This is a genomic window from Marinobacter sp. HL-58, from assembly GCF_001314605.1.
GTDB lineage: Bacteria > Pseudomonadota > Gammaproteobacteria > Pseudomonadales > Oleiphilaceae > Marinobacter.
On the sequence record NZ_LIHP01000010.1, the window covers coordinates 105,429 to 122,507 of the forward strand.

A 17,079-nucleotide genomic window follows, 5' to 3' on the forward strand; every position below is an offset into this window, starting at 1 on the left:
GACCGGAGATTTCCTGATGAGCCAGAGTGAGGCCAGATTCACCATACGCAGCCTGATCGCGACAGCCATTGGCACTATTATTATGACCGTTCTTGTACTGGAGGCCAGCGGCAGGATCGATCACTCGGACAACAAGGACCATGTGCCAGTGGGTGAATTCGAGGCGGTTCACGTCACACCGGATGAGGAATTCCGCATGTCGCCCAAATCCTCGGAGCTTCATGCCGTATGCGAACAGGGCTACCTGGCCATTGCCGCCGATACCGATCCGGATTTTCGCGGCATACTCGTCGATTACAAGAACCGTGGTGTGCGATGCGCCCGCAACCCTGGCACGGGGAGCAATCCGCCGGCCGGGGAAGAACAGGAGCCGGCGGATAATGAGTGACAGCGACAGAAAACCGGGGCAGGCGCTGGACCGGCTGTTTGCCAGCGAGCGTGAAACCGAAGACTTCCGTTTCGACGCCTCGGTAGCACGGGTATTCCCGGACATGATCCGCCGTTCCGTGCCGGGCTACACCACCATCATCCCCATGATCGAGGTGATTACCGAACAGTACGCCCGACCCGGCAGCCACTGCTTTGACCTTGGCTGCTCCCTGGGCGCCTCGACCCTGGCGATGCGCCATGGCATCGGTGACCGGGACTGCACGCTGACCGGTGTCGACAACTCGGCTGCCATGATCGAACGCTGCGAGCACTACATTGCGCTGGATGACCATCCGTTGCCCGTGTCGCTGCGCTGCGAGGACATTCTGGATACCTACATCGACAACGCTTCGGTCACCACGCTGAATTTCACTCTGCAGTTCGTCGCCCCTGAGCGGCGGGCGGAGCTGATGAAGCGTATTGCCGATGCCACCCTGCCCGGCGGCGTACTGATACTGTCCGAGAAAATCCGTTTCGAATCCGATGCGGAACAGGCAATTCAGACGCAGCTCCATCACGAGTTCAAGCGGGCCAACGGCTACTCCGACCTGGAAATCAGCCAGAAACGCTCGGCCCTGGAGCAGGTTCTGATTCCCGAAACCCTGGCAGCGCACCGGCAACGGCTGACAGACGCCGGTTTTGGTCAGGTGCTGGTCTGGTACCAGTGCTTCAACTTTGTCTCCATGCTTGCCATCAAACAGCCCTGAAACGGAGCCCTCATGACGACTTTCGACTGGCAGGGGTGCTTTGCCCCGCTGTTCGATGACCTGGACAGCCGTGGTCTGCAACACTGGCGGATCCTGCTACAGCAACAACTGCACAAACGCTTCGATGAAAACCCTCATGGTGATATCGCCCGCTGGCTGCGGGCACTGAATACCTTGCCCGACCTCACCGGCGTGGAATCGAAGCTGAATCGCTCCGCCATTACCCTGAAAACAGGTCACCCACTGTCACAGGAGGATGCCGAAAAGCTCGAGCAGGGGCTGCGCGGGCTGATGCCCTGGCGCAAGGGGCCGTTCGATTTCTTCGGCACCTACATTGATACCGAGTGGCGCTCGGACTGGAAATGGGACCGGGTATCGCCCTACCTCTCGGATCTTGGTGGCCGGCAGATACTGGATGTGGGGTGTGGTTCCGGCTATCACTGCTGGCGTATGCTGGGGGAAGGCGCAGGGCGGGTCATTGGCATTGACCCCGGGCTGCTGTTCCTGTTCCAGTTCCTGAGCGTCAAACACTATGTGGGCGCAAAGAACCGCATTGATCTGCTGCCGGTGCGAATGGAAGACCTGCCAGCGAAACTGGAAGCCTTCGATACCACCTTCTCCATGGGGGTGCTGTACCATCGCCGCTCGCCGCTGGATCACCTTCTGGAGCTGAAAGACACCCTTCGCCCGGGTGGCGAACTGGTGCTGGAAACGCTGATCGCAGAGGGGCCGGAAGGCTACAGCCTGATGCCGGAAGACCGCTACGGCCAGATGAGGAATGTCTGGTTCCTGCCCAGTTGTGACACATTGTTGCGATGGCTGGACCGGACCGGTTTCCGGAATGCCCGCGTGGTGGATGTAACCGAAACCACCGTCGAGGAACAGCGCAGCACGGACTGGATGCGATTCCAGTCGCTGCAGGACTTTCTGGACCCGGACGACCCCTCCAAAACCGTGGAAGGCTATCCGGGTCCCAGAAGGGCGACGGTAATCGCCGACAAACCCTGAGGTTCGCCGGGATCACCGTCAGCGGTTACGCGCCGAAGGGGTGGCGGAGGACGATGGTTTCGACCCGATCGGGGCCGGTGGATATGATGTCGATGGGCGCCTCGATCTGCTCCTCCAGGAAACGGATATAGGCTTTGGCGTTTTCCGGCAACTGGTCAAGGCCGGTCAGCCCAACGGTGCTCTCCTGCCAGCCCGGCAGCTCCGCATAGACCGGCTCGATATCCTTGTAGGTATCGCAGCCGATAGGGGGTCGGGTGATTTCGCCATTGGGTGTTTTATAGCCAACGCACACTTTCACGGTGTCCATACCGTCCAGGACGTCCAGCTTGGTGAGGCAGATACCGGACACACTGTTGATCTGGATGGCGTGACGCAGTGCCACCGCATCGAACCAGCCACAGCGGCGTGAACGACCTGTGGTGGTGCCAACTTCGTTACCCTTCACAGCCAGGTGCTGCCCCATGTCATCAAACAGCTCCGTGGGGAACGGGCCTGAGCCGACCCGGGTGGTGTAGGCCTTGGTAATACCCAGAACGTAGTCGAGGAACAGTGGCCCGAAACCGGAACCGGTGGCCGTGCCACCTGCGGTGGTATTGGAGGATGTAACGTAGGGATAGGTGCCCAGGTCAATATCCAGCAGCGAGCCCTGCGCGCCCTCGAACAGGATAGGTTCGCCTCGCTTGCGCAGATCATGGAGAATATCCGTTACGTCGGCGGACATTGGCAGAATCTCTTCGCCCATGGACATCAGTTCGGCGAACGCCTGGTCGATGTCTTCCGGCTCTTCCCGGAAGTACTCGGTCAGTACGAAGTTGTGGTAGGACATGATTTCACGAAGCTTCTCCTTGAAGCTTTCCGGGTCACACAGATCGCCTACGCGAACGCCCCGGCGGGAAACCTTGTCCTCATAGGCCGGGCCAATGCCCCGGCCGGTTGTGCCGATCTTGTCCACGCCCCGGGCCCGTTCGCGGGCCTGATCAATGCGAACGTGGGTCTTGAGGATGATGGGGCAGGCAAGGCTGATCCTGAGCCGGTCCCGCACCGCTACCCCGTTACCCTCGAGCTCCCGGACTTCCTTCAGCAGTGCTTCCGGAGAGAGAACCACGCCGTTGCCAATCAGACACTGGACATCCTTGCGCAGGATGCCGGAGGGAATCAGGTGCAGCGCGGTTTTCTTCCCTTCAATGACCAGGGTGTGGCCGGCGTTATGGCCGCCCTGAAAGCGCACCACGGCGGCGACCTTGTCTGTCAGCAGATCAACAATCTTGCCCTTTCCTTCGTCACCCCATTGGGTGCCCAGCACTACAACGTTTTTACCCATGACTCTCTCTCAGTGCGGTGTCACCAGGCGGCGACATATCCGCGGATTTACCTGTAAATGAGTGACCTGATACCTGTCGGCTGTCAGCCCAGCTGCTCCACGACCCATTGGCCGTCACGTTTTACCAGAACCCGGTCGCAATTGCGGGAACGGGGGTCCACGCCTTCGTCCTCCGGCAAAGCCCTGATAACGGTTTCCGTCATCCGCAGACCGGATATAACACCGCCAAGAGCGGGATCCTGCTCCGCGGGGGCCCAGATTGATTTGCCCGTTGCCCGGGCACGCTGGCCCAGGGACACCAGGGCGCGAATATCCAGGCTGAACCCGGTAGCCGGACGTGCCCGGCCAAAATCACTGCCGATGGCGTCGTAACGCCCGCCCTTGGCCACTGCATCTCCATGGCCAGGTACATAGGCCGCAAACACAAGGCCCGTGTGGTAGTTGTATCCGCGAAGCTCACAGAAGTCGAAACCGAAGCTTACCTCGGGATAGTTCGCGGCGAGCATGTCGGCTACCCGCTCCAGCTGATCCAGTGCCTGTACCAGCGGTGCCGGTGCACCTTCAAGAATGCGCCGGGCTTCAGTCAGTGCCTCCCGGCCCCCACTGACACGGGCCAGTTCCCTGAGCATGGCTCCGGAGGACCCTGCCGCGCAATCACCCAGCAGTTCGTCCAGTTCCGGTACCGATTTCCGGGCCATGGCATCGAAAATGGTCGCTCCGGTATCCCGGTCGAATCCGGCCTCGCCTACCAGGGTTTCATAGATGGCTACATGGGCCAGGTCCAGATGAATCCGTGGCAGACCGGACACTCGCAGGGTTTCCAGCATCAGGCTGATGACTTCCATATCCGCCGCTTCGGAACCACTGCCGAACAGCTCACAGCCGGCCTGTATAGGGGTGCGGCCCGTCAGCATGTGTCGTGGCCGCGTGTGCAACACATGGCCGGCGTAACACAGCCGGGTAATACCTTCCTGCCCCAGGGTATGGGCGTCGATCCGGGCGGCCTGGGGTGTCATGTCGGCCCGCAGCCCCATCATCCGGCCGGTCAGTTGATCGGTCAGCTTGAAGGTCTGGAGTTCCAGGTCATGCCCGGTACCGGTAAACAGAGACTCCAGGTATTCGATCAGCGGTGGAATAACCAGCTGGTAACCCCAGCGCTGGCAGGTATCCATTACGTCCCGGCGCAGGGATTCAATCTGTCCAGCCAGGGGCGGAAGAATATCTTCCACGCCATCCGGCAGCAGCCAGCGATCAGATACTGTCATGAGATTCGGTTGTCCGTTCTGCCCCGGAGCAAATACAAAAGCCCCGGGAGTGCACAGGATTTAGGGCGATGTTCGGTACCAGATAAAAACCCGAACCAAAACCGGCAGAATTTTACACTGTTGGCAGGCACAAAAAAACCGGAATACCGAGGTATTCCGGTTTTGTCAGCGTACCGACGTGGGTTATCGATCGCCCTGGGGATCCTTCAGGAACCTCAGGAAATCGCTGTCGGTATCGATAACCATGATATCGTCCTTGCTGGAGAAGGTTTCACCATAGGCTTCCAGGCTGCGGTAGAAGCTGTAAAACTCGCCGTTGGTGTCGTACGCGTCCGCGTAAATACGTGCGGCCTCGGAATCACCCTCACCACGCATTTCCTCAGCTGCGGCAAACGCCTCTGCCAGGATAACTGTCCGCTGACGGTCCGCATCGGCGCGGATACCCTCTGCCAGTTCCTGACCACGGGAACGGAATTCCTGGGCCAGCTTCTCGCGCTCGGTTGCCATGCGGCGGAAAACGTTATCGCTCACCTGGCCGGGGAATTCAATGGCCTTGACGCGGATATCCACCACATCTATACCGAATTCCTTCACCGCGGTTTCGTTTACACGCTCCCGCAACTGCGTCATCAGCTCGTCCCGCTGGCCGGATACGACTTCCACCATGGTACGGACACCAAATTCGTCACGCAGGCCGTTATCGACCCGCGAAAGCAGCAACTCGGATGCACGGTACTCATCACCACCGGTGGCACGGTAGAACTGGTCTACGTCACGTATTTTCCAGGCGATGTAGGAGTCCACGTCAAGAGGCTTCTTCTCGATGGTCAGGTACTGACGTGACGGAAGATCCGTTGTCAGCAGCCGGATATCGAATTCACGCACCTGATCAATGACCGGTACCTTGAAGTGAAGCCCTGACGGGATGTCAGTCTCGATCAATTCACCGAAACGCAACAGCACGCCACGATGGGTTTCAGGAATGATGTACACGCTGGACAGCGTCACGAGCACTATGATCAGGGCGCCTGCAAGGCCCACAATACCTTTGGGTCCCATAATTATCTACTCCTCCGAACGCCTGAATCCTGCCTGCCACGCAGTTCCTGAATAACCTGATCCGACAGGGTCTTGATGTCTATATCGCTGCTGCCTGAGCTACCCGAGCTGTTCTGGTTGCCGGTATTCCCGCCTGAGCGATTGGTCAGCCTGTCCAGAGGCAGATACATCATGTTGTCGCTGCTCTTGGTGTCCACCAGTACCTTGCTGGTACTGGACAGAACACCTTCAAGCGCCTGGATATACATGCGCTCGCGGGTCACCTCGGGCGATTGCTGATATACATCAAGAACGGCGAGGAAGCGCGAGGTCTCACCACGGGCACGCTCTATCACCTCCTGTTTGTAGGCTGCGGCCTCCTCGGTCAGACGCTGGGCCCGGCCACGGGCTTCGGGAACCACCTTGTTGCGATAGGTTTCCGCCTGTTCCTTGACTTGCTGCTCGTCCTCACGTGCACGCTGCACCTCACGGAAGGCGTCCTGAACGGCATCCGGTGGCTGGGTGCTCTCAACGTTCACCCTGACAATCGACAGGCCGGTGCCATATTCCTGCAGGAAATTCTGCAGGCGCTGCTCGACCCGGACCGCCAGCTCGGCACGACCTTCTGTCAGCACTTCGTCCAGAACCGAGCTTCCCACTTCATGGCGCAGAGCACTGTCGGTTGCGAAAGCAAGAGCCTGGTTGGAATCACGCACGTTCAGAACATAAGCCTTGGCATCACCGACGCGATACTGGACCTGAAGGTCAACCGACACGAGGTTTTCATCCTGAGTCAGCATCTGTCCGCTTGACTGGGCATTTCTCACGTTGGTGACCCGAACCAGGCGGACGCTGTCGATGAGCGGGACCTTGAAACGAAGACCGGGGTTTTCGGTGCGGCTGTATTCACCAAACCTCAACACAACCGCTCGCTCCTGCTCGTCCACGGTGTAAAAAGACTGGAAAATCACATAGCCGACAAAAATGATGGCCGCCAGGGCAAGAATTGCACCTATACCGCCGGCACTGCCCCCTCCGGAGGAAGAGCCACCATCGCCGCCGGATTTCTTGCCTTTACCACCGAGCAACTTGTTCAGTTTGTCCAGGCCCTTTTTCAGCGCCTCATCAAGATCTGGTGGCCCCTGATCATTGCCGCCACGACCACCGCCGGTGCCCCAGGGATCATTGTCATTGCGGTTTCCACCCGGTTCATTCCAGGCCATAGTGCTCTCCGTTCCATAACTAGTCGAATGGCTGCAAATACTAGGGATTTCTGGGCGCCCCGGCAATAGCACAGCCTGTCTATATACGTCGTTCCTCGAACTTTACGTCTTTTTCCTGCATTCCGGCGCGGCTGAGAAGCTGCGACCAGTCACGGTACTGAAGCCGGACCTCAACGACCGAATCGCCGTTATCACGGTGATCCTCGCTGAGCACGGAGCCTGCCTGATGCAGCAGCGCACGCAGCTTGCCATCTGCAGGGCCGAGCACCACGAAATGGTGAATGACGTCTTCCGCGAGTCGCTCCACGATGGTGTCAAAAAGCCCGTCAAGACCAGCACCTGTCACGGCGGAAACCCACACCCTCACCGGTACACCGTCTTCATTGCGTTCGATCCGGGGCTCGAAATTGTCCAGCAGGTCAATCTTGTTGAATACCTGAAGCACAGGAATCTCGTCTGCCCCTATTTCCGCCAACACCTCCTCAACCTGCTCCATGTTCTCTTCGCGCCGGTCGTCATGGCAGTCAATGATGTGGAGCAGAAGGGAGGCTTCCGTGGTTTCTTCCAGTGTGGCGCGGAAGGCTTCAACCAGTTTGTGGGGCAGATGACGGATAAACCCCACGGTGTCGGCCATTACGACCGGTCCGATATCCGGAAGTTCCAACCGTCTCAGTGTGGGGTCCAGCGTAGCAAACAGCTGATCAGCCGCATACACGGTGGAGGAGGTAATCCGATTGAAGAGCGTGGACTTGCCTGCATTGGTGTATCCCACCAGCGAAACCGTGGGGATGTCAGCGCGCTTGCGGGCTCTGCGCCCCTGATTGCGCTGTTTACGAACCTTTTCCAGCCTGCGATGGATCGACTTGATCCGCTCCCTCAGCAGGCGCCTGTCGGTCTCCAGCTGGGTTTCACCCGGCCCGCGCAGCCCGATACCACCCTTTTGCCGCTCCAGGTGGGTCCAGCCCCGAACCAGGCGCGTGGACATATGCTCCAGCTGGGCCAGCTCAACCTGCAGCTTACCTTCATGGGTACGGGCACGCTGGGCAAAAATATCCAGGATCACACCGGTACGGTCAAGCACCCGGCACTGGAGCTCTCGCTCGATATTGCGCTCCTGACTGGGGCTGAGGGCATGATTGAACAGAACCACGTCAGCCTCGTTAGCGGCAACCGCATCACGAATTTCTTCCAGTTTGCCCTCGCCCACGAACAGTCTCGGACTGGGCTGTTTCCGGGAACCGGTAACCACCCCCACCGGCTCAACTCCCGCTGACCAGACCAGTTCGCGAAATTCGCCCAGGTCCTCGGACTCTTCATGGGAGGAAAACTCAATGTGAACGAGAATCGCCCGCTCACCAACATCGGGACGCTCAAACAAGTAGTAGAAACTCCGGATCAATCAGGTGGTAACAGACGGCAACACCAGCACAACAAACACCCGCGGCCCTCAGGGCCGGTTCAGGCCCATCGGGAGCGCGGGTGGTAACACCGGCATTACCGGGTAAATCAGTCCTCAGATTCTTCCCCACCTGGCGCCTGTGGCGGAATGCGGACATTCCGGGCAGGAACCACTGTGGAAATGGCGTGCTTGTAGACCATCTGGCTGACAGTGTTTTTCAGCAAAATCACGAACTGGTCGAAAGACTCAATCTGGCCCTGAAGCTTGATGCCATTGACCAGAAAGATGGAAACCGGAATGCGTTCCTTGCGCAATGCATTGAGGTAAGGGTCTTGTAGAGAGTGCCCTTTTGACATGTGTTTTCTCCTGTTGATAAGTAAAGGCAGATCGTCATTTACAATGTCTAAATGTGGTGCGATGTTCAATAATTTTCAAGGCAGTGTCTGACATAAGTTTGTCACCACTGTCCAGCCAGTCCAGACCGGACCATTTCCGCAACCAGGTCAGCTGCCGCTTGGCAAGCTGTCGGGTGGCGGCAGAGCCCTTTTCCACCAGGGTGCTGTAATCATATTCACCCGCCAGATGGGCCCAGGCCTGTCGGTACCCGACACAACGCATGGAGGGCAGGCCGGGATGCAGATCGCCTCTGGCCATCAATGCCCTGACCTCATCAAGAAAACCGGCATCCAGCATTGACCGGAATCGCCGGTTAATTCTTTCATGAAGTATCCGCCTGTCGGCGGGAGCCATCGAAAGCTGCACTACAGTATACGGAACAGACGGCGATTCGTCTGCCTGCCATTGAGTAAAATAGGTGTAATCCTCGACCCCGTCCCGGCTACCTCCCGGTGCCTCCGGCTCACGGCCGGTTTTATCCTGCCATATTTCGGAGATCGGGCGCCCGGTAATACGGATCACCTCAAGTGCACGGATCAGTCTTTGCCGATTGTTCTTGTGAATAAGCCCGGCTGCAACCGGGTCCAGCCGTTCCAGCTCGCGATGCAGAGCGCCCCAGCCGCTTTCCTCCGCCTCGTGCTCCAGGGCCCGCCGGATGTCCGCATCGGCAGAAGGCAGGTTCGACATGCCATGAAGCAGGGCCTTGAAATACATCATGGTACCGCCAACCAGCAGCGGAATCCGGCCTGCCGACGCGATTGCCGCCATTTCCTTCAGGGCATCACGGCGAAAGTCCGCGGCGGAATAGGTCTCAGCGGGATCACAGATGTCAATCAGGCGGTGGGGCGCCCGGGCAAGCTCCGCCGGCGACGGTTTCGCGGTACCAATATCCATACCCCGGTAGATCATTGCCGAATCAACACTGACAATATCGCAGGGCAGTCGCCGGCACAGCTCTATTGCCAGATCGGTTTTCCCGGAGGCAGTGGGCCCCATAAGAAATATGGCAGGAGGCTTCGCGCCCGCACCCTTTGTGATGGTCATAACGGTGTCACCGACCCCGCAGGAACAGCTTGTCCAGCTCGGACAGAGTGACAACCGTCCAGGTGGGACGGCCATGGTTGCACTGACCGCTGCGCTCTGTCGCCTCCATGTCCCTCAACAGGGTGTTCATTTCGGGTATGGTCAACTGCCGGTTGGCTCTCACAGAGCCGTGGCAGGCCATGGTTCCGAGCAGTTCATGAGTCACCGCCTCGACACGGTCACTCTCGCCATTTTCGATCAGGTCCGACAATACGTCCCTCACCAATTGTTCGGTGTCGGCGCCCCGCAACAGTGCCGGCACCTGGCGTACGGCCAGGGTTTCCGGGCCAATACGCTCAACACGGAGGCCCAGTTGAAAAAGCTCTTCTCCATGGGTTTCAGCCAATGCGGCTTCCTTCTGACTGACGGCAAGGGACACCGGCACGAGCAGCGGCTGGCTTTTCAGGTCCTGCGCCTCCAGAGCCCGCTTCATACGCTCATAGGTAATGCGCTCATGTGCCGCATGCATATCAACCACAATCATGCCCTGGCGGCTCTGGGCAAGGATATAGATGCCATGCAACTGGGCGATGGCATAACCCAGCGGTGGTTCGTCGGCGCTGTCCTGTGGCGGTGTGGGGGCCGCTACCGTTATATCCCCGGTTTCGGCCACGGCTGCCTGGCCACCGACACCGCCCCCCTGATTCAGTGACTGGTAGAACGCCATCTGGTCACGGGCCTGCCATTCGTGCTGTGCCGGCGGCTGCCCCCCGGAATAGCCAGTCGGCGACTGACCGGCTGACGCCGCAAACGGATCAGGCGCCGGCCGGGGATTCACACCGGACATCGCGAACTGGGCTCCGTAGCCATCAGACATGCCACCGGATTCACGCCCGTGGGACTGGGCCACCGCTCCCCTGAGATGATCGTCCGGCCGCACATCGGCCAGTGCCTTGTGAAGCGTACGGAAGATAAAATCATGGACCAGTCGCCCGTCACGGAACCGCACCTCGTGTTTGGTGGGGTGAACATTCACATCCACATTGGCGGGATCCACTTCCAGGTACAGCACGAAGGCCGGGTGCCGGTTATTGTAGAGCACATCACGATAGGCCTGGCGTACGGCATGGGCCACCAGCCGGTCACGAATCACACGCCCGTTGACGAAAAAATACTGCAGGTCGGCCTGGCTGCGGGAAAAGGTTGGTAACGCCACCCAGCCCCAGAGCTTCAGCCCCGTTGCTTCGGCGTCAATCACAACGGCATTGTCGATAAACTGCTGGCCACAGAGGGAACCGATCCGGCGCTCACGGTCCAGGGGATTTTCCGCCGGCCGGAGGCTCTGGACCACGCGCTGGTTGTGGCGGAGCGTGAACCCGGTATCAAAACGGCTCAGGGCCTGACGCCGCACACACTCGTCCACATGATTGAACTCGGTTTTTTCAGTGCGAAGAAACTTGCGGCGGGCCGGGGTGTTGAAGAACAGGTCCCGTACCTCGACCGTGGTTCCTACCGGATGGGCCGCTGGCGAGATGCTGGCATCCATATCGCGCCCTTCCACCTCGACCCTCGAAGCAGCTTCCTGGCTTTCTGTACGAGAGGTCAGCGCCAGACGGGAAACCGAACTGATACTCGCCAGGGCCTCACCCCGGAACCCCAGGGACGCAACCGCTTCAAGATCATCCAGGTTTTCGATCTTGCTGGTTGCATGTCGGCTCAGGGCCAGCGGCAGGTCCGCCTCATCGATACCGCTGCCGTCATCGCGGACCCGGATCAGCTTGACCCCACCCTGCTCGATTTCAATGTCGACCCGGCGGGCACCGGCGTCCAGCGCATTTTCTACCAGTTCCTTCACGACCGAAGCCGGACGCTCAACCACCTCGCCGGCAGCAATCTGGTTAGCCAGGCGCGGAGTCAGTAATCGAATGGGGGGCATGCTACCAGAAGACCTCGTTTCAGGATGCAGGAATACGAATGGTTTGCCCTACCATAACACGGTCATCATTGAGGCCGTTAAACTGCATCAGTTCACTGACGCTTGTCTGATTTTCCTTGGCGACTCCAGAGAGGGTATCCCCACTGCGTATCCGATACTGGCTGACGCTGCCGACATCCTGCCGGTTCTGCTTCTGCCATGCCAGCAGGGTTCCCGGCGGCGGTGTTTTCTGGAAATAGTCGTCAATACCTTCGAAAACCGCCCGGGAGAGCTTGTCTCGGTACCAGGCACTGGACAGATTCTGTTCTTCCTTGGGGTTGGATATGAATCCCGCCTCAACCAGGATTGAGGGAATATCCGGCGATTTCAACACGGCGAATGCAGCCTGCTCAACCCCTCGCTTGTGGAGCTTGGCAACATCCCCGAGCCTGCCGAGGATGGAATCCCCGACACCAAGGCTCGAATTGATACTGGCGGTCATTGAAAGATCCAGCAGAACACCCGCCAGCATCTCGTCACGGCCGTCCAATGATACGCCGCCAGCACCGCCAATCAGGTCTGAACGGTTTTCACTCTTGGCAAGCCAGCGGGCTGTCTCACTGGTGGCGCCCCGTTGCGACAGCGCGAATACGGAAGCGCCCCGGGGTTGCGGGGTGCGGAATGCATCCGCGTGAACGGAAACAAACAGATCCGCGTTGTGCTTGCGGGCCAGCAAGGTGCGGCTGCGCAAGTCGATGTAATAGTCACCGTTACGGGTGAGCTTGGCGGTGTAACCGGGCTTGGACTCAATCAGCTTCGCCAGGGTTTTCGCCATATCCAGCACCACGTCCTTTTCCCGTGTGCCCCGGGGACCGGTGGCACCGGGGTCTTCACCCCCATGGCCGGCATCCACGACCACGATAATGTCGCGTTTGCCGTTACTGTTCTCCGACACGGTCGGCTTGGAGGGCTTCCGGGCTTTCAGTCCGCCCTCGTCGATCAGGTCCACCACCAGCCTGTGACCATACTGCTGATTAGGCTCCAGCTGGAAACTCCGGGGTTTGATGTCGCTCTTCAGGTCCAGAACCACTCGCAGGTCATTCCCATTCCTGGTGGCACTGCGAATACGGCTGACCGGGCTGTCGGACAGATCAAGCTTTTCGAGGTCGGCTTTCAGACTGACGTTTTTCAGGTCTATTACCAGCCGGGACGGGCCCGAGAGGGCAAACACCTTGTGCTCGACCTTGTCACCGATATCCAGCACCAGGCGTGTGTGATCCGGAGCCGGCCAGATCCGGGCACTTTCCACACTGACGCCCGCCATCGCCGCCAGCGGAAATGTCAGTAACGCCAGGCCTGCGGCAAAAAACCATCCGGAGAATTTTCTTATAATCGTCATCCTGCACACCTGCACTGATCACTCACAATTAATGTCCCTGTTGCGGCTGCCATTGCCTGCCAACCCGGGCCAGCAGACTGCCACCCCGGGTTGTAGGCGCCGACAGCCTGGCATCCCGCCCGTCACCACGACTCCCCAGACGAATCCGCAAATCCGGATCGGGAAGGATACCCTGGCCCCGCTCAGGCCACTCGATAACGCACAGATTCTGGCCCTGGAAATAATCCCGGATGCCCATGTATTCAAGTTCTTCCGCATCCCCCAGCCGGTAGAGATCGAAGTGATAGGCCGGTGGATTCAGGTGCTCATAGGGCTCAACAATGGTGTATGTCGGGCTTTTGACAGCACCCTGGTGACCAAGACCGCGCATAACCCCCCGGCTCAGGGTGGTCTTGCCCATACCGAGGTCCCCCTCCAGAAATATCACCAGCCCCTGGCCGCTCTCGCTGACCAGCCCCGCCAGGATATGTCCAAGTTTTTCCGTTTCCAGCTCATCGCTTAAATACAGGGTGAGCTCGTCAGTTGCAATATTCATTATTCTCCGGCCACCCCTTTCATGTTCCCGCCAACCGCGGCCGCTTGCTCTGATTCCATCAGCACCTGCGGCAGGGCGTCTATTACATCCATGGGCAGCAGCCCCATGTAGCCCCTGGTTCCGGATGCCCGGTTTGCGGCTTCCAGGTGAAGGGCCGCGGCTGCCGAAGCGGAAAGCCGGGCATTTCCAAACTGTGCGTAAAAGCTGCCGAGTATGCCGGACAGGACATCTCCCATACCACCGGTTGCCATTCCGGGGTTGCTGCCACTGATAATATCCGGCAACACACCTCCTGAGGCCACAATAGTGCCGGCGCCCTTGAGCAGGACCACCCCGCCGAAGAGCTCGTGAATCTGTTCCGCCGCCCGAATCCGGTCACTTTCAATATCCGCCACCGTACACTCCAGCAGCCGGGCCGCCTCGCCGGGATGCGGTGTCAGGATGTGGTTGTCTGCCGGCTGCGCAACCCTTGACGCCATCAGGTTCAGGGCGTCTGCATCCAGCACCCGCGGTTTGCCACTGGCCACCACCTGCTGCAACATCTGCTGCCCCCAGGCGCCCTGACCGATGCCGGGGCCGCAGACAATCACATCAGCTGCGCTGATCAACGGCGGCAGTTCAGACCCATGTATCAGCCCCTGCACCATAACCGATGGACAACGGGCCAGTGCCGGCGCCACGTATTCCGGGCGTGTGGCCAGCGTTACCATGCCGGCACCGGACCTGGAAGCGGCCTCAGCTGCCATCATGCCGGCACCACCCAGCCCACGGTCTCCGGCGACGATCAGCACATGCCCGAAACGGCCCTTGTGGGCGGCCTTCGGGCGCCGGGGTAAAGAGCTATGGAGTCGCGACCAGTCCACCCGGTGGGCCAGGGGCTGCTGCCCACTTTCCGAGGCCCAGTCGTCAGTATCCAGGGACTCGAAGACCACATCACCGGCAAATTCCGCCCCCTGGCCGGTAAAAAGCCCCGCCTTGAGGCCGATAAAGGTTACCGTCACATCCGCCCGGACTGCGTCCCCCGCCACGGTTCCCGTGGAGGCATTCAACCCTGAGGGCAGATCAATGCCCAGCACTGGCGCAGCAGCGCCGTTGCAGTGGCGAATCATGGCCGCAAAGGGTTCCCGGGGAGCCCCCGTAACGCCGGTGCCCAGCATGGCATCGACAATCAGCCCGGCGCTGGCAATCGATTCACTGACCTCACTGTCAGAAAGGTCCGCCAACGCCTTCACTGGAACCCCGTCCGCCACAGATTTTTTCCATGCCTTGCGGGCGTCGCCAGACAGCTTTTCAGTGGGTGCCACGGCAATGCAATCCACACTCAAGCCATGACGGACTGCGTTGGCAGCGACCAGATAACCATCGCCACCGTTATTACCGGCACCGCACAAAACAAGAATCCTGCCCGGTTCCGGCCAGTAGCGAACCAGCCTCCGGAATGCACTGGCGGCTGCAGCCTGCATCAACTCGAAACCGTCAACCCCTTGCTGATCAATTACATAGCGGTCAATCTCCCGCACGGCGTCGGCGGAATAGAGGTCTTCTGGTAAACTGTGACCACCAGACAGGGGCATGAACGTCCGCTCCCGTTACAGAATTCGGATTAAGAAAAACGGCCAGATACCTGTAAAGAATAGCAAAACAGTGGAAAAGGTCATAACTTAATCAAATTAAACTTCCTTACTGGCATTCGATGACAGATCCGACCGATCAAATACTGCAAGATCTGCCCCGCCAGATCCGCGCCTGGGCCCTTGAACTGGGCTTCAGTGACGCCGGTATCACGCTGCCGGATACCGGCATTCACGGTGAACGCCTGAACAACTGGCTCAAGGAAGGCTTGCATGGCGAGATGTCATACATGGCCGACCATGGCGACAAACGCTATACCCCCACATCCCTTGTGGAGGGAACACGGCGGGTCATCTCCGTCCGGCTGGACTACCTGCCGGCACCTGATAATCCGGGGCGGGTGCTCACTAACCGGGAGAAGGCCTATGTCACCCGGTATGCGGTGGGGCGCGACTACCACAAACTGATGCGCAAACGGCTGGCAACCCTGGCAAAAAGAATTGATAGCGCTGTATCGGGCTACGATTACCGGGCTTTCGTGGACAGCGCCCCGGTTCTGGAGCGCGCTTTGGCGCAGCGCGCCGGGCTTGGCTGGATCGGCAAGAACAACATGCTGATTCACCCCAGGGCCGGCTCGTTTTTCTTTCTCGGGGAGATTTTTACCAGCGCACCACTGCCACTCGATGAACCTTTCGAGAAGGAGCACTGTGGCAGCTGCGCCGCCTGCCTGAATATTTGCCCCACGGACGCTTTCGAAGGCCCCCACAAGCTGGATGCCCGCAAATGCATCAGCTACCTCACCATCGAACTGAAGGGAAGCATTCCGGAGGAATTGCGTTCAAAGATGGGCAACCGCGTCTTTGGCTGCGACGATTGCCAGCTGGTCTGCCCCTGGAACAAGTTCAGCAAACCGACTGCAGAAAAAGATTTCCAGCCCCGCCATGGCCTGGACAACAGCGAACTGGCCACTCTTTTCCTGTGGACCGAGGAGGAATTCCTCAAACGCACCGAAGGCTCCGCCATCCGCCGCACCGGCTATGAAGGCTGGCTGCGGAACCTGGCGGTGGGCCTGGGCAACGCCCCCTCCACCATCCCGGTGATCGAAGCCCTGAAACAGCGGGCGGACCATCCATCGGACATGGTCCGGGAGCATGTGCACTGGGCCCTGCAGCGCCACGGCTTATAACCGGAAGAAATGCTCACGGTAATGGCGTAACTCGTTGATGGAGTCGCGGATATCGTCCAGCGCCAGATGACTACCCTTTTTCTTGACCCCCTCCAACACATCCGGCCGCCAGCGCCGGGCCAGCTCCTTGATGGTACTGACATCCAGATTGCGGTAATGGAAAAAGGCTTCCAGCTCAGGCATGTACTTCACAAGGAAACGCCGGTCCTGGCCAATGCTGTTGCCACACAGTGGTGACTGCCCCGGCTCAAGATAACGCTGGAGAAACTCCAGTGTTTTCTGCTCAGCATCGATTTCACTGAACTTGCTGTCTTTTACTCGCTGGGTGAGCCCGCTTTCACCATGTGTTCGGGTACACCACTCATCCATCTCGCTGAGCAGTTTGTCGGATTGGTGGACAGCAATAACCGGCCCCTCTTCGATGGTATTCAGCTCAGAATCGGTAACGATCGTCGCTATCTCGATAATGCGCTCTTTCTCCGGGTCCAGCCCGGTCATCTCCAGGTCAATCCAGACGAGGTAATTGGCTTCTGGCATTCATTAACTCCCAGCCTTCTGTTACGTGCATGGGCAGCCGGTTATTGCTTCCCGGGATACGCTACAAGCACATCCCTGTGCGCTCGACTGAAACCATCCCTGGTTTCAGACGATCCCGGGAAGCAA

16 protein-coding genes are annotated in these 17,079 nt (G+C 59.1%); 4 read left to right on the top strand and 12 right to left on the bottom strand.

Going from position 1 to position 17,079, the window contains the following annotated elements; all coding sequences use genetic code 11:
* Positions 1 to 16 precede the first annotated feature (16 nt).
* Genes HLUCCO03_RS07720 through cmoB form a run of 3 tightly spaced genes read left to right on the top strand, consistent with a single transcriptional unit; the run spans position 17 to position 2,144 of the window.
* Positions 17 to 388: a hypothetical protein gene (locus tag HLUCCO03_RS07720; RefSeq protein ID WP_027832730.1), complete on the top strand. Its 372-nt coding sequence runs from the start codon at positions 17 to 19 to the stop codon at positions 386 to 388.
* Positions 381 to 1,136 carry a carboxy-S-adenosyl-L-methionine synthase CmoA gene (gene cmoA, locus HLUCCO03_RS07725; protein WP_027832731.1) on the top strand — a complete coding sequence of 252 codons (756 nt, stop codon included), beginning with the start codon at positions 381 to 383 and terminating at the stop codon, positions 1,134 to 1,136. Before HLUCCO03_RS07720 ends, cmoA begins: the two co-directional genes overlap by 8 nt.
* Before the next feature lie 12 nt (positions 1,137 to 1,148).
* Positions 1,149 to 2,144 carry a tRNA 5-methoxyuridine(34)/uridine 5-oxyacetic acid(34) synthase CmoB gene (cmoB, locus tag HLUCCO03_RS07730; protein ID WP_027832732.1) on the top strand — a complete coding sequence of 332 codons (996 nt, stop codon included), beginning with the start codon at positions 1,149 to 1,151 and terminating at the stop codon, positions 2,142 to 2,144.
* A gap of 25 nt (positions 2,145 to 2,169) precedes the next feature.
* Here cmoB and HLUCCO03_RS07735 read toward each other — a convergent pair whose 3' ends face one another.
* The 11 genes from HLUCCO03_RS07735 to HLUCCO03_RS07785 form a co-directional block, all read right to left on the bottom strand.
* The gene (locus HLUCCO03_RS07735; protein ID WP_027832733.1) at positions 2,170 to 3,465 is read right to left on the bottom strand and encodes an adenylosuccinate synthase; all 1,296 of its coding nucleotides are present in this window, start codon (positions 3,463 to 3,465) and stop codon (positions 2,170 to 2,172) included.
* Positions 3,466 to 3,548: 83 nt separating this feature from the next.
* Complete coding sequence (locus tag HLUCCO03_RS07740) at positions 3,549 to 4,730, bottom strand: ATP phosphoribosyltransferase regulatory subunit (protein WP_027832734.1); 1,182 nt, start codon at positions 4,728 to 4,730, stop codon at positions 3,549 to 3,551.
* 183 nt (positions 4,731 to 4,913) lie between these two features.
* Entirely contained in the window at positions 4,914 to 5,789 is an 876-nt protein-coding gene (gene hflC, locus HLUCCO03_RS07745) for a protease modulator HflC (RefSeq protein WP_027832735.1), read from the bottom strand.
* 2 nt (positions 5,790 to 5,791) lie between these two features.
* Positions 5,792 to 6,991: an FtsH protease activity modulator HflK gene (gene hflK / locus HLUCCO03_RS07750; RefSeq protein WP_027832736.1), complete on the bottom strand. Its 1,200-nt coding sequence runs from the start codon at positions 6,989 to 6,991 to the stop codon at positions 5,792 to 5,794.
* A gap of 79 nt (positions 6,992 to 7,070) precedes the next feature.
* The gene (hflX, locus tag HLUCCO03_RS07755) at positions 7,071 to 8,369 is read right to left on the bottom strand and encodes a ribosome rescue GTPase HflX (protein WP_027832737.1); all 1,299 of its coding nucleotides are present in this window, start codon (positions 8,367 to 8,369) and stop codon (positions 7,071 to 7,073) included.
* 128 nt (positions 8,370 to 8,497) lie between these two features.
* Complete coding sequence (hfq, locus tag HLUCCO03_RS07760; RefSeq protein WP_007154829.1) at positions 8,498 to 8,746, bottom strand: RNA chaperone Hfq; 249 nt, start codon at positions 8,744 to 8,746, stop codon at positions 8,498 to 8,500.
* 34 nt (positions 8,747 to 8,780) lie between these two features.
* Positions 8,781 to 9,830, bottom strand: a complete 1,050-nt coding sequence (miaA, locus tag HLUCCO03_RS07765) for a tRNA (adenosine(37)-N6)-dimethylallyltransferase MiaA (RefSeq protein ID WP_027832738.1) — start codon at positions 9,828 to 9,830, stop codon at positions 8,781 to 8,783.
* A 7-nt stretch (positions 9,831 to 9,837) separates the two neighbouring features.
* Positions 9,838 to 11,745 carry a DNA mismatch repair endonuclease MutL gene (gene mutL / locus HLUCCO03_RS07770; RefSeq protein WP_027832739.1) on the bottom strand — a complete coding sequence of 636 codons (1,908 nt, stop codon included), beginning with the start codon at positions 11,743 to 11,745 and terminating at the stop codon, positions 9,838 to 9,840.
* Between the two features lie 19 nt (positions 11,746 to 11,764).
* Complete coding sequence (locus HLUCCO03_RS07775; protein ID WP_292016676.1) at positions 11,765 to 13,048, bottom strand: N-acetylmuramoyl-L-alanine amidase; 1,284 nt, start codon at positions 13,046 to 13,048, stop codon at positions 11,765 to 11,767.
* A 103-nt stretch (positions 13,049 to 13,151) separates the two neighbouring features.
* Positions 13,152 to 13,658 (bottom strand): tRNA (adenosine(37)-N6)-threonylcarbamoyltransferase complex ATPase subunit type 1 TsaE, encoded by a 507-nt coding sequence (tsaE, locus tag HLUCCO03_RS07780; protein WP_027832741.1) that lies wholly within the window; start codon positions 13,656 to 13,658, stop codon positions 13,152 to 13,154.
* On the bottom strand, positions 13,658 to 15,232 hold the full coding sequence (locus HLUCCO03_RS07785; protein WP_027832742.1) for a bifunctional ADP-dependent NAD(P)H-hydrate dehydratase/NAD(P)H-hydrate epimerase: 1,575 nt from the start codon (positions 15,230 to 15,232) through the stop codon (positions 13,658 to 13,660). Before HLUCCO03_RS07785 ends, tsaE begins: the two co-directional genes overlap by 1 nt.
* Before the next feature lie 119 nt (positions 15,233 to 15,351).
* Between HLUCCO03_RS07785 and queG the strand changes: the two genes are divergently transcribed.
* Complete coding sequence (gene queG / locus HLUCCO03_RS07790; protein ID WP_027832743.1) at positions 15,352 to 16,416, top strand: tRNA epoxyqueuosine(34) reductase QueG; 1,065 nt, start codon at positions 15,352 to 15,354, stop codon at positions 16,414 to 16,416.
* Here the strand turns inward: queG and orn are convergent.
* Positions 16,411 to 16,953: an oligoribonuclease gene (gene orn, locus HLUCCO03_RS07795; RefSeq protein ID WP_027832744.1), complete on the bottom strand. Its 543-nt coding sequence runs from the start codon at positions 16,951 to 16,953 to the stop codon at positions 16,411 to 16,413. The genes queG and orn overlap by 6 nt on opposite strands.
* Positions 16,954 to 17,079 lie beyond the last annotated feature (126 nt).